Origin of the sequence: Gottfriedia acidiceleris, from assembly GCF_004138285.1 — a bacterium.
In the GTDB taxonomy this organism is placed as follows: Bacteria; Bacillota; Bacilli; order Bacillales; family Bacillaceae_G; genus Gottfriedia; species Gottfriedia acidiceleris_A.
Window position 1 is genome coordinate 162,889 of sequence record NZ_SCFN01000008.1, and the last position, 24,841, is coordinate 187,729.

At 33.2% G+C, this 24,841-nt stretch carries 22 protein-coding genes and 1 riboswitch; of the genes, 9 read left to right on the forward strand and 13 right to left on the reverse strand.

Annotation, left to right across the window (positions count from 1 at the left end):
- Positions 1 to 6: 6 nt before the first annotated feature.
- A complete protein-coding gene (locus EP747_RS14255) occupies positions 7 to 378 on the reverse strand; it encodes a DUF2500 domain-containing protein (RefSeq protein ID WP_129690796.1) in 372 nt (123 codons plus the stop codon).
- 651 nt (positions 379 to 1,029) lie between these two features.
- On the opposite strand from EP747_RS14255, the gene EP747_RS14260 reads away from it, so the two are divergent.
- The 3 genes from EP747_RS14260 (at position 1,030) to pheA (ending at position 3,666) form a co-directional block, all read left to right on the forward strand.
- Positions 1,030 to 1,467 carry a hypothetical protein gene (locus tag EP747_RS14260; RefSeq protein WP_129690797.1) on the forward strand — a complete coding sequence of 146 codons (438 nt, stop codon included), beginning with the start codon at positions 1,030 to 1,032 and terminating at the stop codon, positions 1,465 to 1,467.
- A 260-nt stretch (positions 1,468 to 1,727) separates the two neighbouring features.
- Positions 1,728 to 2,714: a LacI family DNA-binding transcriptional regulator gene (locus tag EP747_RS14265; protein ID WP_129690798.1), complete on the forward strand. Its 987-nt coding sequence runs from the start codon at positions 1,728 to 1,730 to the stop codon at positions 2,712 to 2,714.
- 103 nt (positions 2,715 to 2,817) lie between these two features.
- Complete coding sequence (gene pheA / locus EP747_RS14270) at positions 2,818 to 3,666, forward strand: prephenate dehydratase (protein WP_129690799.1); 849 nt, start codon at positions 2,818 to 2,820, stop codon at positions 3,664 to 3,666.
- Positions 3,667 to 3,717: 51 nt separating this feature from the next.
- On the opposite strand, the gene EP747_RS14275 is transcribed toward pheA, so the two are convergent.
- Both EP747_RS14275 and EP747_RS14280 read right to left on the reverse strand, forming a co-directional pair.
- The gene (locus EP747_RS14275) at positions 3,718 to 3,996 is read right to left on the reverse strand and encodes a hypothetical protein (RefSeq protein ID WP_129690800.1); all 279 of its coding nucleotides are present in this window, start codon (positions 3,994 to 3,996) and stop codon (positions 3,718 to 3,720) included.
- A 137-nt stretch (positions 3,997 to 4,133) separates the two neighbouring features.
- Positions 4,134 to 5,555: a sigma-54 interaction domain-containing protein gene (locus EP747_RS14280; protein ID WP_129690801.1), complete on the reverse strand. Its 1,422-nt coding sequence runs from the start codon at positions 5,553 to 5,555 to the stop codon at positions 4,134 to 4,136.
- Between the two features lie 327 nt (positions 5,556 to 5,882).
- Between EP747_RS14280 and EP747_RS14285 the strand changes: the two genes are divergently transcribed.
- From EP747_RS14285 to EP747_RS14295, 3 genes are all read left to right on the forward strand, one after another.
- Positions 5,883 to 7,094, forward strand: a complete 1,212-nt coding sequence (locus EP747_RS14285) for an ornithine--oxo-acid transaminase (protein ID WP_129690802.1) — start codon at positions 5,883 to 5,885, stop codon at positions 7,092 to 7,094.
- Positions 7,095 to 7,108: 14 nt separating this feature from the next.
- Positions 7,109 to 8,395 carry a Glu/Leu/Phe/Val family dehydrogenase gene (locus EP747_RS14290; RefSeq protein WP_129690803.1) on the forward strand — a complete coding sequence of 429 codons (1,287 nt, stop codon included), beginning with the start codon at positions 7,109 to 7,111 and terminating at the stop codon, positions 8,393 to 8,395.
- A 266-nt stretch (positions 8,396 to 8,661) separates the two neighbouring features.
- Complete coding sequence (locus EP747_RS14295; RefSeq protein ID WP_129690804.1) at positions 8,662 to 10,068, forward strand: amino acid permease; 1,407 nt, start codon at positions 8,662 to 8,664, stop codon at positions 10,066 to 10,068.
- A 484-nt stretch (positions 10,069 to 10,552) separates the two neighbouring features.
- On the opposite strand, the gene opp4A is transcribed toward EP747_RS14295, so the two are convergent.
- The 9 genes from opp4A to EP747_RS24275 form a co-directional block, all read right to left on the reverse strand.
- Positions 10,553 to 12,331, reverse strand: coding sequence for an oligopeptide ABC transporter substrate-binding protein (gene opp4A / locus EP747_RS14300; RefSeq protein WP_129690805.1), 1,779 nt, complete (start codon positions 12,329 to 12,331; stop codon positions 10,553 to 10,555).
- A 24-nt stretch (positions 12,332 to 12,355) separates the two neighbouring features.
- Positions 12,356 to 13,261: an ABC transporter permease gene (locus EP747_RS14305; RefSeq protein WP_129690806.1), complete on the reverse strand. Its 906-nt coding sequence runs from the start codon at positions 13,259 to 13,261 to the stop codon at positions 12,356 to 12,358.
- Positions 13,262 to 13,275: 14 nt separating this feature from the next.
- Positions 13,276 to 14,241 (reverse strand): oligopeptide ABC transporter permease, encoded by a 966-nt coding sequence (opp4B, locus tag EP747_RS14310; RefSeq protein WP_129690807.1) that lies wholly within the window; start codon positions 14,239 to 14,241, stop codon positions 13,276 to 13,278.
- 15 nt (positions 14,242 to 14,256) lie between these two features.
- A complete protein-coding gene (locus EP747_RS14315) occupies positions 14,257 to 15,183 on the reverse strand; it encodes an ABC transporter ATP-binding protein (RefSeq protein WP_129690808.1) in 927 nt (308 codons plus the stop codon).
- Positions 15,164 to 16,189, reverse strand: coding sequence for an ABC transporter ATP-binding protein (locus EP747_RS14320; protein ID WP_129690809.1), 1,026 nt, complete (start codon positions 16,187 to 16,189; stop codon positions 15,164 to 15,166). Before EP747_RS14320 ends, EP747_RS14315 begins: the two co-directional genes overlap by 20 nt.
- 556 nt (positions 16,190 to 16,745) lie before the next feature.
- The gene (locus EP747_RS14325) at positions 16,746 to 17,198 is read right to left on the reverse strand and encodes a Dps family protein (protein WP_129690810.1); all 453 of its coding nucleotides are present in this window, start codon (positions 17,196 to 17,198) and stop codon (positions 16,746 to 16,748) included.
- 518 nt (positions 17,199 to 17,716) lie between these two features.
- The gene (locus tag EP747_RS14330) at positions 17,717 to 18,013 is read right to left on the reverse strand and encodes a hypothetical protein (RefSeq protein ID WP_129690811.1); all 297 of its coding nucleotides are present in this window, start codon (positions 18,011 to 18,013) and stop codon (positions 17,717 to 17,719) included.
- A 687-nt stretch (positions 18,014 to 18,700) separates the two neighbouring features.
- Positions 18,701 to 18,973, reverse strand: a complete 273-nt coding sequence (locus tag EP747_RS14335; RefSeq protein ID WP_129690812.1) for a hypothetical protein — start codon at positions 18,971 to 18,973, stop codon at positions 18,701 to 18,703.
- A 278-nt stretch (positions 18,974 to 19,251) separates the two neighbouring features.
- Positions 19,252 to 19,413: a hypothetical protein gene (locus EP747_RS24275; RefSeq protein WP_165347059.1), complete on the reverse strand. Its 162-nt coding sequence runs from the start codon at positions 19,411 to 19,413 to the stop codon at positions 19,252 to 19,254.
- 470 nt (positions 19,414 to 19,883) lie between these two features.
- On the opposite strand from EP747_RS24275, the gene EP747_RS14340 reads away from it, so the two are divergent.
- Positions 19,884 to 20,900, forward strand: coding sequence for a DUF916 and DUF3324 domain-containing protein (locus EP747_RS14340; RefSeq protein ID WP_129690813.1), 1,017 nt, complete (start codon positions 19,884 to 19,886; stop codon positions 20,898 to 20,900).
- Positions 20,901 to 20,926: 26 nt separating this feature from the next.
- Positions 20,927 to 23,008, forward strand: a complete 2,082-nt coding sequence (locus tag EP747_RS24280) for a WxL domain-containing protein (RefSeq protein WP_165347061.1) — start codon at positions 20,927 to 20,929, stop codon at positions 23,006 to 23,008.
- A gap of 79 nt (positions 23,009 to 23,087) precedes the next feature.
- Here the strand turns inward: EP747_RS24280 and thiT are convergent, their stop codons facing one another.
- The gene (thiT, locus tag EP747_RS14350; RefSeq protein WP_129690814.1) at positions 23,088 to 23,669 is read right to left on the reverse strand and encodes an energy-coupled thiamine transporter ThiT; all 582 of its coding nucleotides are present in this window, start codon (positions 23,667 to 23,669) and stop codon (positions 23,088 to 23,090) included.
- Positions 23,670 to 23,896: 227 nt separating this feature from the next.
- A riboswitch (TPP riboswitch) is annotated at positions 23,897 to 24,001 on the reverse strand.
- Between the two features lie 351 nt (positions 24,002 to 24,352).
- On the opposite strand from thiT, the gene EP747_RS14355 reads away from it, so the two are divergent.
- Positions 24,353 to 24,829 (forward strand): low molecular weight protein-tyrosine-phosphatase, encoded by a 477-nt coding sequence (locus EP747_RS14355; protein WP_129690815.1) that lies wholly within the window; start codon positions 24,353 to 24,355, stop codon positions 24,827 to 24,829.
- Positions 24,830 to 24,841 lie beyond the last annotated feature (12 nt).

Genomic DNA, 24,841 nt, shown 5'->3' on the forward strand with positions numbered 1-24,841 from the left:
AAGAAATTATTGTCGCTCAAAGTTTATGAATCTTGTTCCTTGGAAAGTTAGTTTTCCCGTATCATTTTCTACTAATTGACCATAAATGAACCCATCAATTTGAAATTCAATTCTGTCTCCAGATTCGACCTCAAGTGTAACATAATAATGTGTAGAGGAATGAGCAAACTGGTTCGTATTAGCACGCTGAATATAATCTATTCTTTTCGTAACTATTTTTGCTGGGACAATTAATTTGGGTTGTTTATTATTATAATTCCATTGCTTTAATCCTTTTATTAGTGCAAAAAATATACCTGCAAAAACGAAGACGAAAATGATCGGAAATACGAAAGCAATAATTTTAAAAGCATCAAAACCTGCACCAAACCCTGACATTATTAAGACCCCCTTTTAATAAATTGTAAGGCTCCCATTTCTTAATCCTTTTAAGTCTAATTGGACTATATATATAGTTTATTAAATTTTCTGAAAGTAATAAACTTATTTCTTTCAACAAGCAAATAAAATTGGAGATGAATTGTAAACGTTAAAATATTTTAGTGAATTTTATTACTTTTGTTATTCGGATATAATTCTAAAATCGATCAAATTAGTAAAAAATTGTAAAAAAATTACTATTAATAATCTAATAGAACTACTATCAAAAAAGCTTTAAATTAAATGGGAATCTTGTTATTTTCCTTATTTGAACATTAATTGTGACAGAATAAAAAACTAAGTAAAAAATCCTTCCATTTTAGTAAATTTTAATTGAATTAATTATTGACCAATAATATCCATGGGAGTAGGATACTCTTAATAGAATTCTTTTTTTCTTTATTATGTTCCTTTGCCAAAGTAATAGTTTTTAAAACTAGTATGGTGATCAGTGCTAGTAAGATTGTTATCTACTAACAGTAAGAATTGAAATAAGGCTTGCGAGGAGATACAGGGTTAGATGATTAAATGTTTGGTTTTAATCTATTTCTATCTAATCGAAGCCGGTGGTGATCATCATGGAAAATTAGTTATAGGAGTGATTAGAAAATGAATGTTAAAGACTTAGTATCAGTATACAATCAGTATTACAGTCATTCTAATTTACGCGTTTTTTTTGTATCAGGTCATACTGACGAAATTGAAGAAATTACAGATTTTGATGGAAACGGTCAACATATTTCACAATCAGTTGGCATTTATGTGATTTTGTCTAGAACAGAGACGCGATTAATTAAATTAGTATCCTTAAACTTCGAAGATTTAGGAATCATTGAAATTTCTTTAAATGATTTAGGTGATGAAATAAAGCATGACTGGACTAGCTACTTAAAGAAAGTGATAAGTTATTTAAAACAAGCAGGGTATCGTATTAATAGGGGGATGGATATACTGATTTACAGTAATCTTCCAAATGAAGTAGGGCTATCCTCAACCAAATCAGTTGAAGCGTTAACAGATACAATGTTAAAAACTTTATACGAATAGAAATGAGAAACCACATCAAAATTTTCAACAATTATAAAAACAGCTAAGATTACTCCAGAAAAATTAAATTCTCCTCCTGTAAATTATAATATTTCAAATTTGCGTAAATAAAACTTAATAATACGATCTTAATTTAAAGAAAGTAAAATATGTAAAAAATTCTCCATATTTAATGAATAATCGTACAACCTTCAACTGTTAAAATTAAAGTAATAGTTTCGAAAACAATTCAGATTTGGAAGGTTACGAGGAGAGTTGTAATGACTACAATTAAAGAAATTGCCGAAAAAGCAGGGGTATCGATTGCTACTGTATCAAGAGTGCTTAATTATGACCCTGCACTATCAGTAAGTGACGATACAAAACAAAGAATCTTTGAAACAGCAGAAAAGCTTTCATATAGGAAAAAATCAAAAGTAAAAAAGAATATCGCTAAAATCGCACTTGTTAAAGGTGATAATGGTAAAGAAGAATTAAGTGATCTCTTTTATATGCTAATTCGTTTTGGAATTGAAAGTAAGTGTGAACAACATTCCCTTCACATTTCTACTTTTTTTCGTGGAAATGAAAAGGGGATGTTAGATGAGCAAATACTTGGTGTGATTGCATTAGGTAAGTTTGATGATCAACAAATTAGCTCATTGAAAAAAGTATCAAAAAATATCGTTTTTGTTGATTTTTCACCAGATGAAGAGATATATGATTCTGTTGTTACAGATTATGAGAATGCTATTATAAAAGTTTTAGATCATTTTATATCGCATGGACATCAAAAAATCGGATATATTGGTGGACGCGAGTATGAAAAGAAGCAAGGTCAAAAAAATAATTCTCGAGTGAAAACATATAAAAATTATTTAGAGGAAAAGGGACTCTTTCGAAAAGAGAATCTGTACTTAAGTGAATTTACAGCTGAGGCAGGGTTTAATTTAATGAACAAGGCAATTAGAGAACAAGGTGGGGAATTACCAACAGCATTTTTAATTGGTTGTGATACGATGGCTGTCGGATGCCTAAGAGCACTTCATGAAGCAAAAATATCAGTGCCAGAGCGTGTAAATTTAATCGGAATGAATGATTTTGTGTTTTCAAAATATCTTTTTCCTAGCTTAAGTACTTTGAAGGTATACACTGAATTGATGGGTGAATCTGCAGTGGATTTATTAATGGAAAGACTTTTAGGTAGGAAAGTAGCTAAAAAAGTGATTGTTCCTACGACGTTAAAGATTCGTCAAAGTAGCCTTTAAAACAGTTAATTGCGAAATTTGTAAGATAATTGCTAAAAATTAAACATTTTACTTTTAATCTTAACTCTTTTTAGTATAATTAAAAATTAAAAGGAGTGGGAACGTGAAGGTTGGGTATTTAGGTCCTGAGGCGACTTTTACACATGTTGCTGTTCGGTCTGTTTTTAAGAATGATGAACATATTGCTTATTCTAGCATTCCAGTTTGTATGGATAGTGTAGCAGAAGGTGAAGTTGATTTAGTTGTCGTTCCAATAGAGAATTCGGTTGAAGGATCTGTGACTACAACGATTGATTATCTTGTACATGAACAGCCATTAAAAATGGTTGGTGAAATTATTATACCGATAAGACAGCATTTATTGATGGCAAAAGGACAAGCACATCGAGTAAAGGATATTGAGGTGATTTATTCTCATTCTCATGCGTTAGCTCAGTGCCATACATTTTTGCATAATCAATATAAATATACAAAGCTAGAACCGGTTACTTCTACAAGTGCCGCAGCTAAAATTGTTAGTGAGCAATCTAATGAGTGTATAGCTGCTATCGCTAACGAATTTGCTGCAAAGAAATATGGATTAGAAATTGTTGCTTCAGATATTCACTCTAATTCGTATAATCACACGAGATTTATTGTTTTGCAAAGACAAGAAGCTAAACTAGCAACAAATTATTTTGAACCTAAACATACTAAGGCGACTTTAGTTATTAACATGCCGGAGAATCGTGCAGGTGCACTTCACCAAGTGCTTTCTGCATTTGCATGGAGACAAATTGACCTCTCAAAAATTGAGTCACGCCCGACGAAAACTGGATTAGGAAATTACTTTTTCATAATTGATGTAGAAATGGGTTATGATGATGTTTTATTACCTGGAGTTAAGCAAGAATTAGAAGCTTTAGGATTTACAGTAGAAGTTGTAGGAAGTTATTCAACAATATCACTATAAAAAAAGAGAAGGTTTATGAGCCTTCTCTTTTTATATTTTTTTATTTTTCCATTAATAGTAGTAATAAGGGGGAGGACAATAGTATCCTGGCGGGCAATAATAAGGATAGTAATAAGGGCGCCAAAATAATGAAGAAGCTAAGAAAAATGGGAAAAATGGACGGAAAAACGGACGGAAGAACGGACGACCGAATCCAAATCCAAACCCAGGTCTACCGAATCCAAATCCTGGTCTACCAAATCCACCGAATCCACCATGAAAGCCTCCGAATCCACCGTGTCCAAAGCCACCACCAAATCCATGCGGACGATACTCATGTTCATTCGACATATAAAAAACCTCCTTTACTTATGAGTCTTACATAATCAAAATATGCAGGACAAAAGTGGAAGGTTTGGGCATATTATATTTTAAACTGAATTAGAAAATTAGAATTATTTAATACAATACTTTCAATTTATTAAAACTTAATCATTCAATAAATTAAACTTACGAATACGATATTGTAAATTTTGTCTACTGATGCCTAATTTTTTTGCAGCCTGTGTAATATTGCCGTTATGATCATTTAAAACATTTATAATATGTTGTTTTTCTTTGTTCATTAAAGTATTTTTTAAATTTGATTTGTCATCTATTGATTCTGGTTGATGTAATGTAACATCTCTATTTTGTTGAACGATTGGAGTAGTACTTGTATTTCTTTTTTCATTAAAAAACCTAGATGATAAATGCGTTGCGGATATAGTTGTTTCATTTTCTACTAAGTTCATTGCACCTTCGATCATATGTTCAAGTTCGCGTATATTACCTGGCCAGTTATGATTCAGGAAGAAATTTGCTACATTTTCATCTAAATTAGTTACCCGATGGCCGAAAAGACGATTATATTTTTGAATAAAGAAGTTTGCTAACAACAATATATCTTCGAAGCGTTCACGTAGTGGCGGTAGAAATAATGAAACGACACTTAGACGGTAATATAAGTCTTTACGTAAATGATTATTCGCGATTGCTTCAATAGGGTCTTCGTTTATCGTAGCGATAATTCGGACATCTAATTCTTTTTCGTTAATATCACCAATTCTTCTAACTTTGCGTTCTTGAATTACCCTTAAAAGTTTAGCCTGTAAGTTAGGGCTAAGTGAATTAATTTCATCTAATAATAATGTTCCACCATTTGCCTCTTCAAACAATCCAGGCTTATCGATTGCTCCAGTAAATGCGCCTTTTTTTGTCCCAAAAAGTATACTTTCAATTAAGGATTCTGGAAGTGCGGCGCAATTTTGAGAAATGAATGGCTTTGTTGCTCTTTTACTAGCATTATGAATACTTTGAGCGAATAGTTCTTTACCTGTTCCAGTTTCTCCTACAATTAAAACGGATGATGAAGTTTTGGCAGATCTTTTTGCATCTTCAATTATGCTTTTAAATGAACCGGATGTTCCGATTAATTGTTCAAATGTATAACGTGTATTTCGATTTTGAAGAATACCTTCCTGAACTGATTGCTTTAATTCCGTCACGTCGTGAACCATTTCAATAGCCCCGATAATTTTATTTTCTTTCATTATTGGGTAAGTATCATTGATTGTCGTAACTTCTTTTCCTTTATTATTAAAATAAGATTGTTTAATATTTTTTCGTACTTTACCTTTTTGGAGGGCTTCAAGTAAAGTGCTCGATTGGTTCTTTTGAAACGTGAAGACATCTAAAAGATTTTTATGTAAGACATCCTCTTCATTCATCATTTCGATTTCCATCATTTTGCGGTTATACACCATTGTATTTGCTTCTTGATCAACTACATGTATACCGATATCTATTTCTTCTAATATTAATTGTAATAATTCATCAACAGCTAAAAAGTTTTGCTTATCATTTTTCATATAATTCTCTCTTTTCATTATAACAATAGAAAAAATTTGCACTTCTAACTATTTTTGGTAAGATAAAAAGGCAGTTTTTTTCTGAATGTGCTAATTTTCTTTGTTAATCGTTTTTTTGCTGCAAATATTCTATGCATATTTTAATTAATTTTGCGCCTGAATGCAAAAATATTTTGCGGTAAATTGAAAACGGTATCATGCTTAAGGGTGAATAACGTTAAGAATAAGTACATTTTGTGAATTTTAATTTATTTAACATGTTTGGCACGGAAATTGCTTATTCTTTTAGTAAGAAACTAAAAATTAATCAATATTGGGGGAACTCAAATGACAACTAATTCTCAAAAGATTATTGACCAAACAAATCAATATGGCGCAAATAACTATCATCCACTTCCAGTAGTAATCGCTAAAGCTGAAGGTATTTGGGTAACAGACCCTGAGGGTAACAGATATTTAGATATGTTAAGCGCATATTCTTCTGTAAACCAAGGACATCGTCATCCTAAAATTATCCAAGCTTTAAAAGATCAAGCTGACAAAGTTACATTAACTTCTCGTGCTTTCTATAGTGAAAATATGGGTGAGTGGTATGAAAAGGTAGCAAAAGTTACTAACAAAGATATGATTTTACCTATGAACACTGGTGCTGAAGCTGTTGAGACAGCTATTAAAGCTGCTAGAAGATGGGCTTATGATGTTAAAGGTGTAGAAGAAAACCAAGCAGAAATTATTGCTTGTGTTGGAAACTTCCATGGTCGTACGATGGCTGCAGTTTCTTTATCATCAGAAAAAGACTATCAACGTGGATTTGGACCATTCTTACCAGGAATTAAGTTAATTCCTTATGGTGATATTGAAGCATTAAAAGCTGCAATTACGCCTAATACTGCTGCATTCTTAATCGAACCAATTCAAGGTGAAGCTGGTATTAATATCCCTAAAGAGGGATTCTTACCTGAAGTAGCTGAAGTTTGTAAAAACGAAAACGTATTATTTATTGCAGATGAAATTCAAACAGGTTTATGCAGAACTGGTAAAACTTTTGCATGTGATTGGGATGGCGTAACTCCTGATATGTACATTTTAGGTAAAGCACTTGGTGGCGGAGTATTCCCAATTTCATGTGTTGCTGCAAATCGTTCAATCTTAGGCGTATTTGAGCCAGGTTCTCACGGATCTACATTTGGTGGAAATCCATTAGCTTGTGCAGTTTCTGTAGCTGCTTTAGAAGTTTTAGAAGAAGAGAAGTTAGCTGAGCGTTCAAATGAGCTTGGAAACTACTTTATGGAAAAATTAAAAGAAATCGATCATCCTCATATTAAAGAAGTTAGAGGACGTGGATTATTTATTGGTGTAGAACTTCATGTACCAGCACGTGTTTATTGTGAAGCATTAAAGAAACAAGGTTTATTATGTAAAGAAACACATGATACAGTAATTCGTTTTGCACCACCATTAATTATTTCAAAAGAAGATTTAGACTGGTCAATTCAACAAATTAACGAAGTATTTAGCCAATATAAAGCAACTGTATAAATGGAGCGATAAAAATGACAACTACAATCCCACAAAATGAAGTACAAAACAAAATCAAAGAAGAAGGCAGAGAGTTAATTGAGTCTACTCAAGAAGTAATCTCAGAAGCACTTCATAAACTTGGTTATTCAAAAGAACTTTATGAGTTATTAAAAGAACCATTACGATTTTTAACAGTTCAAATTCCGGTAAGAATGGATGATGGCTCAGTGAAAATTTTCACTGGCTATCGTTCACAACATAATGATTCTGTAGGTCCAACAAAGGGTGGAATTCGTTTCCATCCTGAGGTTAATGAGGACGAAGTAAAAGCTTTATCAATGTGGATGAGCTTAAAATGCGGTATCGTTGATTTACCATACGGTGGGGGAAAAGGCGGTATCATTTGTGATCCAAGAAAAATGTCAATTTTTGAGTTAGAGCGTTTAAGTAGAGGATATGTTCGTGCAATTAGCCAAATCGTTGGACCAACAAAGGATATTCCTGCTCCAGACGTATATACTAACCCACAAATCATGGCTTGGATGATGGATGAATATAGTAGAATTCAAGAATTTGATTCTCCTGGTTTTATTACTGGTAAACCACTTGTATTAGGTGGATCAGAGGGACGTGAAACAGCTACAGCTCAAGGTGTTACAATTTGTATCGAAGAGGCTGCTAAACGTAAGGGAATCGATTTAAAGGGTGCTAGTGTCATTGTTCAAGGATTTGGAAATGCGGGTAGCTTCTTAGCGAAGTTCATGATTGAAGCAGGTGCAAAGGTAGTCGGTATTTCTGATGCACTTGGCGCATTATACGATCCAGACGGTTTAGATATTCATAGCTTACTAGAAAAAAGAGATAGCTTCGGAACGATAACAAACTTATTTACTGATGTAATTTCGAATAAAGAATTACTTGAAAAACCTTGTGATATTTTAGTTCCAGCTGCAATTTCAAACCAAATTACAATTGAAAATGCTCACAATATTAAAGCATCAATCGTAGTTGAAGCTGCAAATGGTCCTACTACTCTAGAAGCTACTAAAATATTAACAGAGCGCGGAATTTTACTAGTTCCAGACGTACTAGCAAGTGCTGGTGGAGTTTCTGTTTCTTATTTTGAGTGGGTTCAAAATAACCAAGGTTACTACTGGTCTGATGAAGAAGTTGCTCAAAAACTTCGTAACAAAATGGTGCGTTCATTTGATAGTGTTTACCAAACTTCAGTTAATCGCAAAGTAAATATGAGATTAGCGGCATATATGGTTGGTATTCGCAAAATGGCGGAAGCGTCTCGTTTCCGTGGATGGGTTTAATAGACTAATAGGTTTGCTCCAGATGAAAATTTCATCTGGAGCACTTATATTGTATTGACAGATAATAAACTCTATTTTTATAATTAAGATATTATTTCGGTACAATAAGTTTGTATACGCTTACAGATATTATCTGAAAATTTAGTCTTAAGATACGTTGATTTAGAGCGCTTTAGTGTTCATTAAGAAAATAAGTGAACTTATATTCTGTTATATCAGAATATTTTAACTTATACGCACAATTTACATCTAGAGGAGGGACTTTCATGAAACAACAAGAACAGGGGTTAAAGAAAGAGCTTAAAAGTAGACACTTGTTTATGATTGCTCTTGGGGGAGTAATTGGGACAGGTTTGTTTATGGGATCAGGCTATACAATTAGTGAAGCTGGCCCAGGTGGAGCAATATTAGCCTACTTAGTAGGTGGAATAGTAATGTATTTAACAATGCTATGTTTAGGAGAATTAGCAGTTAATTTACCAGATGCTGGTTCTTATCAAACTTATGCAACTAAATATATCTCACCAGCGTCAGGCTATGTAGTTGGATGGATGGCATGGTTAAACTGGTCGGTAACAATCGGTTTAGAGTTAATTACAGTTAGTATGTTAATGAAGAGATGGTTTCCAGATGTATCGACTTGGATCTGGTGTGTAGTATTTGGTGTAATATTATTCTCAGTAAATGCACTTTCAACGAGATCCTTTGCTGAAGTTGAGTTTTGGTTTGCAAGTATTAAAGTAGTAACAATTGTTCTTTTTATTATTTTAGGTGGAGCAGTAATGTTTGGCATTGTACCAATGGAAGGGACAAAGGCTCCAATGCTTTCTAACTTTACAGACCACGGCGGGCTTTTCCCGAATGGCTTTTTAGCGATTATGGTCACAATGGTTGCAGTTAACTTCTCATTCCAGGGAAGTGAATTAGTAGGGATTGCAGCTGGTGAAAGTGAAGATCCAGCAAAAGCTGTACCTAAAGCAATTAATAACACTGTATGGCGAATTCTAGTATTCTTTATTTTATCAATATTTGTTTTAGCAGGCTTATTCCCTTGGGAGAAAGCTGGCTTAGTAGATAGTCCATTCGTAGTAGTATTTGATAACATCGGTATTCCATATGCAGCAGATATTATGAACTTTGTTATTATTACAGCAGTTCTATCAGTTGCTAACTCAGGTTTATACGCAACATCTCGTATGATGTATTCAATGGCTCAAAAAGGAATGGTTAGTTCGAAATTAGGAAAACTAACTAAAAAAGGTGTACCTTTAAACGCTTTAACTTTTAGTATGTTTTTTGGATGTTTATCTCTATTAAGTGGAATTTACGCAGAAGACACGGTTTATCTATGGTTACTATCAATTGCAGGATTTGGCTGCTTATTTGTTTGGGCAAGCATCGCATTATCAAATCTTTTAGGTAGAAAGAAATACATTCAAGAAGGTGGAAAATTAGAGGATTTAAAATATAAAACGCCTCTTTATCCAATCGTTCCAATCGTTGCTTTTGTTTTAAATGTAGCTGTAATTATTAGCCTTGCATTTATCCCAGACCAACGCATTGCATTGTATTGTGGTGTTCCATTTATGATTGCATGTTTAATTTATTATCACTTCTCTGCTAAGCATAAAATTGAAAAACACGAGCAAGAAGAGAGTAAAAAAGTAAGTTAATAATAGTTTTGAGATTGTCTCAAAAATTGGTTAAAACTCGCTAGTAAGTTACTACTAGCGAGTTTTTTGTGTTTTCTTGGATTGTGGTTGTGTTGTTAAATTAGGTTTAGGATTAATAGAGTCGGTTTTAGATTATTGAATAAAAATTACTGCTTTATTAACAAAGTTCACAATTTTATCAACAAAGTGCTTATTTAGTTAATATTTTTTTGATTTTGAAGAGGAGAATGGCTACTTATCCACTGTTTTCTGATGACCCTATTACTGTTTTCAACTGATCCTGCATTAAATATCAACAATTGTTCGCAGGTACTTGTTAATAACCTATCAGTCATTCAATACAGAAAGGAAGGGGGGAGTTACTTATCCACAATTTTACTGTTATTGCTATGCATTCTTTAAAACTAAAAGGGATGAGTTATACACATAAAAAAGAACTGTCCCAAAAGTACATAGACTTATGAGACAGCTACATTTTTATTGCTTATTTATTTTTTTCAGACTCTGCACTTGTTACAGTGATGTCTTGTAAGTGACCTTGGAAGCCTTGACCAGCTGTTAAGTCGTAGCCTTTAACGCGCTTATTAACTCCATCTAAACCGAAGCGGAATAGAGTAGGGATAACTGGCACTTCATCATTTACAAGCTCTTGCCACTTATCGTATACTTCTTGACGGTATTTTTCATCAAATGCTTTTGCTGAAATACCTTCTTTTAACAGTTTATCATTGTCGTCATTTACCCAGCGAACGTAGTTGAATGGTGCATTTTTCGCCCAAATTCCAGATGGATCTGGGTCAGAACCTGTTCCCCAAGCAGCTGCGAAAATATCGATTTTTGGATTATCTTTTTCTACCATATCGTAGAATGAGTTGAACTCATGTAAACGTCCATCTAATAATTGAACATCTAAGCCAACTTCTTTCCAAGATTGTAAGTAGAATTGTGCTAATGGTTCAGCGATATCGCCACCACTCATAGAAGCGAAGTTGATTTTAAATGGTTTTCCGTTTGGATCTTCACGTAATCCATCTCCAGTTACATCTTTGTAACCAGCATCGTCTAGTAATTTTTTAGCTTTTTCAGGATCATGAGTATATCCTTTTAATGCTTTATCAAAGTATTTAGGGAATGATGGTGGAATTACAGAAGTTGCAGGCACTCGTAATCCTTTGTATAATTTTTCCCCAACTGCTTTATTATCAAGGGCAAAAGCCATTGCTTGACGTACACGCTTATCTTGGAATTTTGGATTATCCATTACGTTTACACCATTTTTCGCATCGTAATGACCTAATTTAAATCCGATATAAGAGTAAGCTAACTCTGTTTTACCGATTAATTGAATATTTTTTAACTTTTTAGCTTGATCATACTGGTCAGCTGAAACAGAAGCGATATCGATATCTCCATTTGCTAGAGAAGATGTAGCAATAGTTGGATTAACAACTTTTAAAAGTACACCGTCAAGTTTTGGAGCACCGTTCCAGTAATCTTTATTCGCTTCAAACTCTACAGCTTCACCTGGAGTGATCTTTTTAATTTTAAATGGTCCAAAGCCGATAGGAGCTTTACGAATTTGGTCAGATGATGCTAATTTATCGACTGGAACATTGCCTAAATATTTTTTAGGTAGTGGGTTAGTCCATAATCCAGTAAGTACTGATGGATTTGCTTCTTTAAACGTAATTGAAATGTTGTGATCATCAATTACTTTAACACCTGAAATATTCTTTGCCTTACCGTTATGGTAATCTTCCATACCTTCAATCATAGACATTTGTGAATCATAGCGTACACCAGTGTATTTTGGACTTCCAATTACAAGGTATGAGTATTCTAAGTCTGACGCTGTAACAGGATCACCATTATGCCATTTTACATTATCGCGAATTGTTAAAGTGATTGTCTTTTTATCATCGCTTAATTTGTATGTAGCAGCACCATCTTGGTCATAAATATAGTTTTCATCTGTTGAAAGAAGTGCTTCATCAAAGAATTGTAAAACTTGTGAATCCGGGTCGCCTTCATAAAATACTGTATTTAAGATACCTTCAAATGGCGTATCAGAAACTAGACCATATTTTAAAACGCCACCTGAGATTGATTTTTTGTTATTTGTTACTTTGATCGGAAAAGCAGCTTGATCGATTTGCTTAGTAGTAGTCGTAGTCTTTGTGTCGCCGCCTTTACATGCTGAAAGAATCATCATAGATACTGCCATTGCGCTTAATACTTTAGTAAAGCTTTTTGCATTTTTCATATTTCCACTCTCCTTAAAGGTTAATTATCCTCTTCTTTGTCTAGCATCAGCTGCACGCTTTAGCGCTTCACCGATGAAATTTATACTCAGCATGAGCACTAAAATCATGCACGATGCAGGTAACCATATCCACAGCTTATTTTGTAAAACATCAGGATTTGTTGCATAACTAACTAGTGTTCCTAAACTTGGTGTACTTTCTGGTAAACCAAATCCAAGGAAGGTTAGACCAGATTCAATTCCAATATTTCCTGCTAGGTTTAAAGTGAATGCAACGATAATTAATGAGCTTACATTTGGTAAAACGTGTGAGATAATGATTTTCCAATTCGGCGTGCCAATTGCTTTAGCTGCAGCCACATAATCTAATTCGCTCTCAGATAACACTTTTGAACGAATTAACCTTGCTTTACCTGTCCATAAGAAAAGACTCATAATAAGGACAAAATTTATAATTGAAAATTTAGGTACAACTGTTACGAATACAATAATTAGCATTAATGTTGGTAAAGATAGGAAAAAGTCAATAATACGCATAACGACACTGTCTACCCAACCACCGAAATAGCCAGCTATTAAACCTAGTGCTAGTCCCAGTAGATTTGTAATAATTGTGATAAAAAATCCAATAGTAAAAGAATTTCTAGTCCCAATTATTAATTGCCCAAATATATCGCGTCCCCCGTAGTCAGTACCTAACCAATGAGTAGAGGAAGGTGGCTGATAGATCGATAGAAAGTCGACTTTAACAATTTGATCTTGATCTAGAACAAGCGAAGTACCATACACACTTATTATTATTAGGCCAAGCACGATAAGAGAACCTAAAGCTAACTTATCTCGTCTAAATTCTGCCCAAATGACACTAAATCCAGATGGAGTTTTTCGTTGCTCTGTAATATGAGTTTGATTTTCGATTTTTAATTCCATAAATTTCACCTACCCTATTCAATCCGTATACGTGGATCTACGATGCTTAGAATAATATCTGAGATTAATGTTCCGAAAAGAGTTGCAAGACATGTCATTAAAACAAGCGCATTTACAACGGTAAAATCACGTAACATAACGGATTTGACGAACAGTTGCCCAATTCCTGGATATCCAAAAATTGATTCTAAAAATACTGAACCAGCTATTAAACCAGTAATCTCATAACCTAAAAATGCAGCGATTGGTAAAAATGAATTTCGTAAAATATGTCTAGAATAAACCTTTGATTCAGGAACACCTTTTGATCTAGCTGTTCTTACAAAATCTTTTAATTTTGTATCTATAATTTCACTGCGTAAATATTGAGAAATTCCAACAGTTGAAATAAGTGCACCTGATAAAGTTGGTAAAACCAGATGATCTAATTTGCTTACGTAATAAGCAAAAGTTCCGTCAGCAATCTGAGGGTCTACGCTACCACCCGTAGGAAAAAGATCAAAATAAAATCCAAAAACAAACAACATAACAATTCCAAAAATAAATAAAGGGGTAGCAAAACCTAAATAGTTATAACCGGTTATTAGCTTATCCGCCCACGTGTCGTTATAACGCCCACTTATAATACCAAGTGGAATTGCTAGTAAATAAGTCACAATAAACACGAAAAGGGCAAGTAATACAGTATTTCCAATACGGTCACCAATTACATCAACTACATTGATTTTGTGTGTATAGGAAACACCAAAATCTCCTTTTGCAACATTTTTAATCCAATGATAATACTGAACATAAGCTGGATCATTTAAACCCATTTCTTCACGAATTTTTTCAATTTCTTGTGGATTAGCTTTTGGGTTAATCGATCGTCCAGTTAGTGCATCACCAGGCATTGCTTTAGCTAGTGCAAAGATTAGTATACTCAAGATAAGAAGCTGAGGAATCATGATGAGTATACGGCGAATGACAAATTTTAACATATTCGTTACTCCTTTCTAAGGTAATGCTACTCGATGAGTATCTGAGATTGGTTTTAAATCAAAAGGTCGACCATTTGCATCAAAGTAAGAAGAAGCATTTTGTTGATATTCTTTTCTAACTTCTTGTCTTTCTTTAATTTTTTCTTCTCGAACTTCTGGACGAATATCAGGTATTGCCGCAATTAAGCGTTTAGTGTATATATGTTGTGGGTTGTTTAAGATATCTTCAGTAGTACCTTCTTCAACAAGTCTCCCTCTATACATAACACCAATTCGATCACATAAATGGCGAATAACGCCTAAGTCATGGCCGATAAATAAATAAGTTAGTTTGAATTCTTCTTGTAAATCTTGTAAGAAATTAAGTACTTGTGCTTGTACTGAAACATCCAATGCAGAAACAGGCTCATCTGCAACAATTAACTTAGGTTGTAATGTTAAAGCTCTTGCAATCCCAATTCGTTGACGTTGCCCACCAGAAAATTCATGTGGATATTTATATAGTGATTCTGGAGATAATCCAACTTTATTAAGGTAGTAAAGTACCCTTTCACGTTCTTCTTCAGCAGTTAAAGTTTCAAAGTTTCTTAGAGGTTCTGCAACTAAATCTATAATTCTCTTTTTAGGATTTAAAGAAGAGTATGGGTCTTGAAATATCATTTGAATCTCTTGTCGAAATGCTCGCAATTGCTTTTTATTTAACGTTATTAAGTCATTGTCTAAAAACTTAATACTTCCATTAGTAGCCTTTGTTAATTGAAGAATTGCCTTACCTGCAGTAGATTTTCCACTACCTGATTCTCCGATTAGGCCATATGTTTCGCCTTCGTTTAGTTCAAATGAAATTCCATCAACAGCTCGAACATGATCTACAACTGTTCGAAAAATACCACCACGAATAGGGTAATGTACTTTTAAGTTATCAACCTTTAGTAGAGACATTTACGATCGGTGCTCCTTTCTCGTTCTTGAAATGGAAATGCTTATAACAAGAACAACGTACATAATGTTTTGGTGTAACTTCGTGCAAGATAGGTTGATTTTCATGAGCGTAATTTTGAATCCAAGGAATACGGTGGCTGAATCGGCAGCCTGTTCTAGGTAGTTTGTCTAGTGGTGGTACTGTACCTTCAATAATATGAAGTCTTTGATTTTTTGAATGAGTAGTAGGAATAGAGTTTAATAGTGAGCGCGTATATGGGTGTAATGGATTATTTAGTATTTCTTCTACTGAACCAGTCTCAATAATTTGTCCAGCATACATAACAGCAACACGGTCTGCTACTTCCGCAACAACACTTAAGTCATGCGTAATTAAAATGATACCTAGCTTCGTTTTCTTTTGTATTTCTTTTAGTAAGTCTAATATTTGAGCTTGTATCGTTACATCTAAAGCAGTAGTTGGCTCGTCTGCAATAATGAAAGAAGGGTTACATGCAATGGCAATCGAAATCATAGCACGTTGTCTCATACCACCAGATAATTCATGTGGGTACTGTTTATAAGTAACCTCTGGTTTTGGAATTCCAACTTGATTTAGTAATTCTAATGCACGCTCCTTTTTTTGTGAGCGTGAAAGATCAGTATGGAAATCTAAATTTTCTTCAATTTGTTTACCAATCGTCATCAACGGATTTAGAGCAGTAAGAGGTTCTTGGAAAATCATTCCGATTTCCTTCCCTCGAATTTTATTCAATTTACTATCATTTAGCGTTAGTAAATTTGTACCCTTGTAAGAGATTGATCCATTCATTTTTGTACGATTATTTGAATGTAGTCCTAGGATTGATAGGGCTAGTGCACTTTTACCGCAGCCTGATTCACCCACAATTGCAAGAACTTCATTTTCATGGACAGTCAGTGATACATCATCCACAGCAGGATAGTATTGGTTATTTATACGAAACGATGTCGTTAAATGTTCGATTTCCAAAAGAGGTTTTGACATTTCGTGTCTCCTTTCGAGATTTTATGAGCAGAATTGTTTATATATTTAGAATTTTCATAAGTATAATATTATTACGCGAATGTTTCAATATGAAAACATTTTCTGTAATATATAGTCCTTTTTAACTATAATTCATTCAAAATTCGGCTTAACTAGTAAATTAATAGGGAAAAAATGTCATTATGATTCGAAGGAAAGGTTGATAGATTAAATAAAATAAGGGAGAGTAAGGAAAACACAGAATGAAAACGTTTCCAAAATGGTTATTAGAATAGATAAAAAGATGTGTTTGAAAATAAAGGGGAATAAAAGAGGTTTTTGTCGGAAATTGAAATAATTTAGTGGAAAATATAAGTTGGATGAGCAATTTGTAGTTTGAAATTCCTAGTTCATATTACCTGTTTTTACACAGAAAAATAAGAAATACATTAAAAATATAAGTCTACTAAACCTCATTTTAGATAAATTAGGAAAGAAAAAAGCAGTGTAACGATAAAAGGATGATTAATCCATTTTATTTTACACTGCTTTTCTTAATTTAATCTTAAGTTTTAACTTAATTTAAGTAGGCTGTTAACATCCATACATGCTTTGCAAGCTGTTCTCGAATGGCTAATAGTAAATCATGAGTAACTGAATCATTTTCAGATTCTGCAATTTCCATACCATCTTTTAATTCTTCAATTAAATAAGTATAGTCTTTCGTAATGTCCTGGACCATTTCATCAGCAGTAATATTCTTATTTGCTTCTTTAAGGCTTGAAGTATCAAGATACTCTCTCATTGTAGCTAGTGGTTTTCCACCAATAATTAACACTCGCTCTGCTAGCTCATCAATATGTAAACTTGCCTCATTGTAAAATTCCTCAAATTTAGTGTGTAGAGTGAAAAAATTTGAACCTTTTACATACCAATGATAGTTATGTAACTTTACAAATAGAATATTCCAGTCTGCTATTTGCTTATTTAGCACATCAACAGTCGTTTTTGAGATGGATGATGTATCCATTAAAATCCCTCCTCTAAATGATGTAAAAGATTAAAAACCATATAAACCATCTTAACTGATATTGAGTAAGAATAGTCATGGTAATATTTGATAGCTAAGACAACAATTAGTAAATTTAACGTTAAATTGTAAAATCCATTATATTGAAATAGAAAAGATCTATCATTTAATTTATACCTGGTCTATTATTTCATGACCTTTCAGGAATTAAACTCATAATAATTATTTAGCTACTCTTGAAAGATGTGTAATTGTTTTTGTTAATTTAGTTTTTGCAGAGTCAGAATATTCATAGGATACAGCTTTACCATAGTAATACATAGAATCTTTTGCTTGGTATATCTTTGTTGTGTAATATTTTATAGCTGTACCTTTATATAAAGCATTAAGTGTAGCTGTTGCTGCAGCTATAGACCATGGTGTTTTTAGAAATTTTTCTGGGATGTAAGCCGATGCAAACCTGTATGTCCAATCACTTAAACTACTTATAACTTTTGAAGAGCTAGTAAACGTATCAATTAATTTATAATTATACTAACTCCTTCATTAACCACTACCCGTGATTGAAATGACGGGAGCATTGGCTTACCCTCTTCAATAATTGTTTTGGCTACAAACTGTTGATTTTCGTCATATTCAACAATCTCTGTCACACTAGAAATAATAACTTGTTCTTGAGCTTCTCCAATAACGCTTTCCGAGTTTTCTATTGTTGTATTTTCTTCTGTTTTGGTTATTTCTTCTGCCTCTACCGTAAAAGGTAATGTTCCCGTAAGTAAAAGTGTTGTAGTCATTGCAGTTAATTGTTTCTTCATTTTTTTATCTCCTTCCTTTTAATAAAAAATATAATGTATAATTTATAAAACAATTTTTAAATAAAGGTGGTAAGAATCTTGAAAAAATATAAGGTAATGATTATAGCCTTGTTTTTATTGATTTTATTATTTTTAATAATCAATACATTTAAAGTGCTTAATGATCCAACTCTTATTAGACAAATAGGTTTCGTATTTTTTACAATGCTTTGGATATTTGGAATCTATCAAAATAGGAAATCATTATTGAGAGTAAGTGCTATGGTATTCTTTTATTTTTTAATAATGTATTGGGGCAATATTATGTAATAACTATAGGAATAATATTCCATGTTCAAAAGTGGTACTATATTTTGGCATCGTTTCATTGATTTACTGATTAAAATATACAATAAAATTGTTGGACAAAGAGTCTATTGTTTTACCGGAGATATTGATAAAAAATGAAATCATCTGTGAATATTTTCACAATACTTAGATCAGGGGACGTTTGCAATTACTACAGACCTAGTACAATAACCTCAACAACATTTGACGATCTATTAAAATCTAGGTTCTGTTAAATTTATATGTTGATTTTTGAACTAAAAAAAGGTTGTCTAATTAGACAACCTTTAGGAACTCTTAATCAACCAAAGCATGCATTAGTTACATTAGATATTGACTATAAAAAAGTGAACAATGTTTTTATTTCCTTTTGACCTTTTTTCTTTTTTTCTTGAGTTTTCTTTTTGACTTTCGCTTTGGCTTAATCCAGAAAAAAAAGCGATCATAAGATTTTTTTTGAAGGATGAGTATCCAAATAAAAGCGAATAGTTCCCACAGAATAAAAGCAAAGCCACTGGTAACACAAATGTATGCCAACCAAAGAAAATATTTTTCTTCAATTGGAACATCGCTAAATACAAGCCATCCAAAAATCAAAACAAATAACGGAAGGATTATCTTTTTGTATCTCACAGAGATTTTCTCCTATTTATTTCTTCTCTACTTAAACATTCTATTTTTTACATCTCATAACCTTTTCTTATTCCACTAAACTGCCATTTAGTAGCATAAGAAAATCAACAATCTACTTTAACAGAGCCAAAATTTAAAAAATGTAGACCATTCTATTTATTTTCACAGAAAAAAGCGCCTACTTGTCAAATATCCTGACAGACGAGGCACCTGATTTATGTTTAGATTGATTGAATGCACATTTCAACAGACTTAAATCATTTATTAGGATAAATACCTTAAAGTTGTAAATGTTCGTTTACTTTAGAATGCTGAAGTTTAGGATCAATTCTAATGGCATCATCTTCATTAAATGCATTTTTTAATACTAGGAAAAATGAACCAATCATACCTAAAAGAATGATCAAGTAAAAGAAAAAGATGAGTACATCATATGCCAATATTTTTACCCCCTTCGAAAATTTTCTGTATTCATATATATGATTGAAGAAAGGGACAGATAACTAAAATTCACAAAGTGTTCAAAATTTAAATGCATATTTAAAATGTGGATAAAATATTTTTACTATTTGGTTGGATGGATTTAACTAAAAGCAAGTGACATCACCATTTGTAGTAGTTACACCTAAAATATTAAGAAGAACTACCAAAACAAAAAACAAGTTAAAACTCAAAGATATTACCGTTGACATAGGTAAAAAATGTCGTTGAACTATCGAATATAATCATGTTACATTTTTCACATATTTAACTGTGAGTTCAACAAAGATTCAAAGTTGGAGGTTTTGATGTGATTTTCAAAAAAAGGCAACTAGATTTGTGTATTGCAAATAAATCGAATAAAGAAACTAAATAACAGTAACCTATTCTGCATGAAATTTTTTAGTCAATACAAAAAAAGGAGCTATCTATGAATGTACTAAAAAAATTTATTATTATTTTATTTCTAATTAATATTAATAATTTTCATGCAAGTGCAGCTGAGATGAATTTTGAGGTATCGGCTGTTATCCCGACTAATCAAATTGATCAGAACAAAACTTATTTTGATTTGAGAATGAAACCAGGTCAAAAACAAATCTTAAAAGTTCAAATAAAAAATGATACTGATAAAAATATAGTTGTTGAAACAAAAGCTAATTTAGCGATTACAAATAGTAGTGGAATTGCGGATTACAGTATTTCAAATCCAAAAGTAGACGATACGTTAGAAATTCCTTTCAATAATATAGCTAAGGTAAAAAAAGAGACGAAAATTCCAGCAAAAAGTGAAGCAACAGTAGAGATTACGATTGAGATGCCAAAGCAACAATTCGATGGTGTTATATTGGGTGGACTCCATTTTAGTGAGAAAGAAGACGAAGGACAAGCGAAAGAAGAAGACGAGAGCGTTCAAATAAAAAATAAATATGCGTATGTTATTGGTGTTTTATTAAGAGAAACCGATAAAGTAATCAAGCCAGATTTAAAATTAAATGAAGTTAAACCATCACAAATCAATGCACGAAATGTTGTTACGGCTAACTTGCAAAATATAAAGCCGGCTATGTTAAAGAATTTAAGTATAGATGCAAAAGTTTTTTCGGAAACAGGAAAAAAAGCCCTTCGTGAATCTAAAAAAGAGAATTTAAGAATGGCTCCTAATTCGAACTTTGATTATGCAATTAGTTGGGATCACCAAGCGTTTGAACCAGGTAAGTACCGTTTAGAAATGAAAGCTACAGACGGAGACCAAGCTTGGGAATGGACAAGAACCTTTATCATCAAGGACCATACAGCCAAGAAATTTAACACCTCTGCAGTGGAGGTACAAAAAGATTATACGACGTGGTATATCATTGGCAGTATTCTATTCATTTTATTACTAATTCTAATCGTCTTCTATTTATATAGACGTTCAAAGATAGATAATCAAGTTAAAAAATAGTTTAAAATTGGAGAGGAAGAAATCGATTGGTTAACAAAAGAAAACGACTTTTTAAAGCAACTGTTTTTGCTTCCATTTTTGGAGTGATGGTGAGTGGAATTCTACCGAGATCAATTGAATTGCAAGGACCGTTTAAAAATAATATTGCGGAAGCAGCAACGCTTCCAAATTTGGTCGAAAACCCTACATTTCATTTAGATAATCAAACAACTACTATACCAAATTGGTCGTTTACAGGGTATTTAAATAAGAATCAGCCTGCTGAACCGTATAGCCCTAATTTAATAGAAGAAAACGGTTGGTTTAAAGTAGATGGAAGCCCTAATTCAAAAGCTTATGTTCGACCTGATTCTGGGGGAATTTTATTAAAACTAATAAACACTGAAGTTTCTCAAGAATATATAGCCATGAGACACATAGTTAAAACAATTCCAGGAAAAACCTATACTGTAAAGTTCTCTTTTAATATGATAGAAAATACCAATGATATGCAAAGGTATTCTTGGTTTGTAGCTGACATGGCAACAAAAACTACATTAGCTTTGAGCAGAGAGTTTAGAGACTACACAGGGCCTCAAACAGCAACTACTACTTTCACTGCAATGGGGACTGAATCATATTTTGTAGTTGCCTTTGAAGATGCTGTACAAGGTCCTATAGATGGTTATTCAATTTTTAAAGTTCATGATGTATCTATAACGTTATTAGATACGGAGTCACCAAAAATAACAGTTGCGAATGTGACCACTCCAGAAGGGTATACTGGTGTCACAACATGGACTAATAAAAATACGTCGATTCATTTTACAGCAACTGACGATAATGGAATCGATCCAACGACATACGAAGTTTCAACAGATAATGGTAACACATGGAGCACAAATGGTTTAAGCAATGGTACTACAACCGGAGTAGACTACACGGTTTCAAACGAAGGCACAACTAATATTCAAGTGCGTGTAAAAGATGATTCAGGCAACCAAAGTAATCCAGGAACAGATTCGGGTTCTAAATTTACAGTAAGAATTGATAAAGAGGTTCCAATGAGCAACTATGTCGAGGGGCAATTATATAACAGAAATACTGCAGAAAATATTACGTTTAGTGATGCTTTAAGTGGAATCGATACAGCATTATTAGATGGAATAAGTATTACTTCTGGGGTAGTCAATCCAGCAGATGGCACACATAACTTAGTAATTACTGACCATGCTGGTAATAAAAAGGATATTAAGTTTACAGTCGACAAAACTATTTTACCTCCAGAAGTGAGCCCAATTTCAGATGTTAGCACAAGGATAACTGGAACTGCAGAGGCGAATAGTACTGTAAACATAAAATTACAGGACAATACAATTTTAACTACAACAGCTGGAGCAGATGGTTCATACTCGGTAGACGTAATACCGAAGACATTGTATGCGGGCGATGTTGTGAGTGTAACAGCAACCGATGTGGCAGGGAATACGAGTACAGAAACAAATGTAACGGTTACAGCAGAGTCAAAAAAGCCAGTCGATCCAACGGACCCAACAAATCCGGTAGGGCCAGTCAATCCAACCGATCCTGAAGATCCACATGAGCAAGGAACTAAGACTGCATTAAGTATCGATTATGTATCAAACTTCCGTTTTGGTGAGCAGGAAATTTCGGGTCATAACAAAGTGTATACTGCACAATTAGATACAGTAAAGCAAGCTTCAAATAATTCGATCATTCAAGTACCAAATTTTATTCAAGTAACTGACCAGCGTAGAACGAACACAGGATGGAAATTAACAGTTCAACAAAATGGGCAGTTCAAGAGTGGTAATAATGAGATAACAGGTGCCGAACTAAAATTAAATAATCCGTTTTTAAACTCATCTACTGCCGAGCAGTTTAAACCAGAAGCAAATACTGTTACATTAGATCCAAATGGAGCTCCTCAAGATGTAGCTTTTGCAGACCAGGGGAAAGGGCTCGGTACATGGACAATTGCATATGGACAAAATCGTACAGAAGGTTCAACTAGTGTTACACTTTTCGTACCAGGAGCAGCTAATAAAGTAGCGGGTGCACAATATAAAACGTCACTAACATGGACATTATCAGATACACCACTTTAATATAAGACAACACTTCAGAGAAAAAAGAGAACCCCTTAGAGTATTGAATAAATTCTACTCTAAGGGATTTGTTTTTTGATTAAGCTGCTTGATTTCGGTTCTTTTTAACATGAACAAGAGCTGGCGCAGAAGAAAGTAAAATGATTAATAGAACTGCACTAATAATAAAAGAAGGAACCATATACCAAGCATTATATACTAATGAATAAAGAGAAACTGGTGTACCTTTTGGAGCGTAGGAACCGTAGAAAACGATCCCAGCAATAAAGTGACAGATGAATCGAGCTAGTGAGCCGATAAAAGTTCCTAAAATTATATAGGTTGCTGCACTTTTTTTATTGCCATTTGCTAAACTATTTTTTACTTGTTTATATACAAGACCAGCCAAACCGAGACTTGTAAATGCTGCAATATAGTCTAAGAATACTTGGATTGGATGAACAAAATATAGCTTTGTAACGATTTGTAGTGCTGCTAATAATAGACCAGTAATTAATCCTTGTTTTAATCCCCAACGAAAAGCAATTAGAAAAACTGGAATCATTGATAATGATACAGAGCCACCTTGAGGTGCAGTAAACAATGGTAAGAAATCAAAAACGATTGCTAGTGCTGCACACATTGCTATTTCTGCCATTAATTGAATCTTTGATGTCTTCATATATATATTTCCCCCTTTATCTAGTGGACAACTTATGTAGTGAAACACTTTGTAAGTAATGATGCTTGAGCGAATAGTAGCACACATTTTGTAATGTCTAGTTCCAGCGCCTTGCCCATTGTGGTGTCGGGGCAAAAGCGAGCCACTTCCACATTTCCTAATAGGGAGATTTCAGTAGGAATAAATAAAAAAAGCAATACTGGGTAGCATGATGATCCCGGCGTTGCTTTTTCATCGTGCCACATCCCTACGTTAGTACTAACTAACAGGTTCAGAGGGTAAGAATAGCTAATCTATTCACTCTCAGCCAAATGGCTCCCCTTGTGGTTTTAGCTTACATTTAGTTGTCTTTACTAAATATAGTCAAGGTCATTTAAAAATACAATTAATTTATCCGTAAAAATTAAAAAAATTTGGCCACTGTTAATGGAATCTGTGTAAGAATCGCGAAAAACATTAACAGAGTTAACTTTTTAGATAGTCATTAAAATTATTTTTAAAAAATGAGTGTAATCATAGCTATTATGTAAAAAATAAGCATTATAACTTTTATCTTATTTATACTGGCCATAAATTATTCACAATGGCTTGCTTTTCATTTTAAAATTTACCGTGTAGAATGAATACGAAAGAAACAGCTAAATTTTGGCAGAAAGTGTAAATAATTTGAAGGAGACATTGAGATGATTCAAGTATTATTTGTCTGTTTAGGTAACATTTGTCGATCGCCAATGGCTGAGGCTGTTTTTCGTCATTTAGTGACAGAAAAAGGGTTAGATAAACAATTTATGATAGACTCAGCTGGTACTGGAGATTGGCATTTAGGTCACCCTCCACATAAGGGAACACAAGGTTTATTGAGTGAAAAAGGTATTAATTACGAAGGTATGAAAGCTCGAAAAGTGACAGATAATGACTTTAAATATTTTAGTTATATTGTTGCTATGGATGCACAGAATAAAGAGGATTTAATGAATTTAGCAAGAAATAATTGTATAGGAGAGATTTCACTACTTTCAGATTATGTTCCAGCATCAATGTGGAAGGAAGTGCCTGATCCATATTATACGGGTAATTTTAATGAAGTATATGACATCATTACAGAAGGATGCTCACATTTACTTCAGCATATTTTAAAGCAACACCAATTAACAGTTTAGAGGAGGATGTAG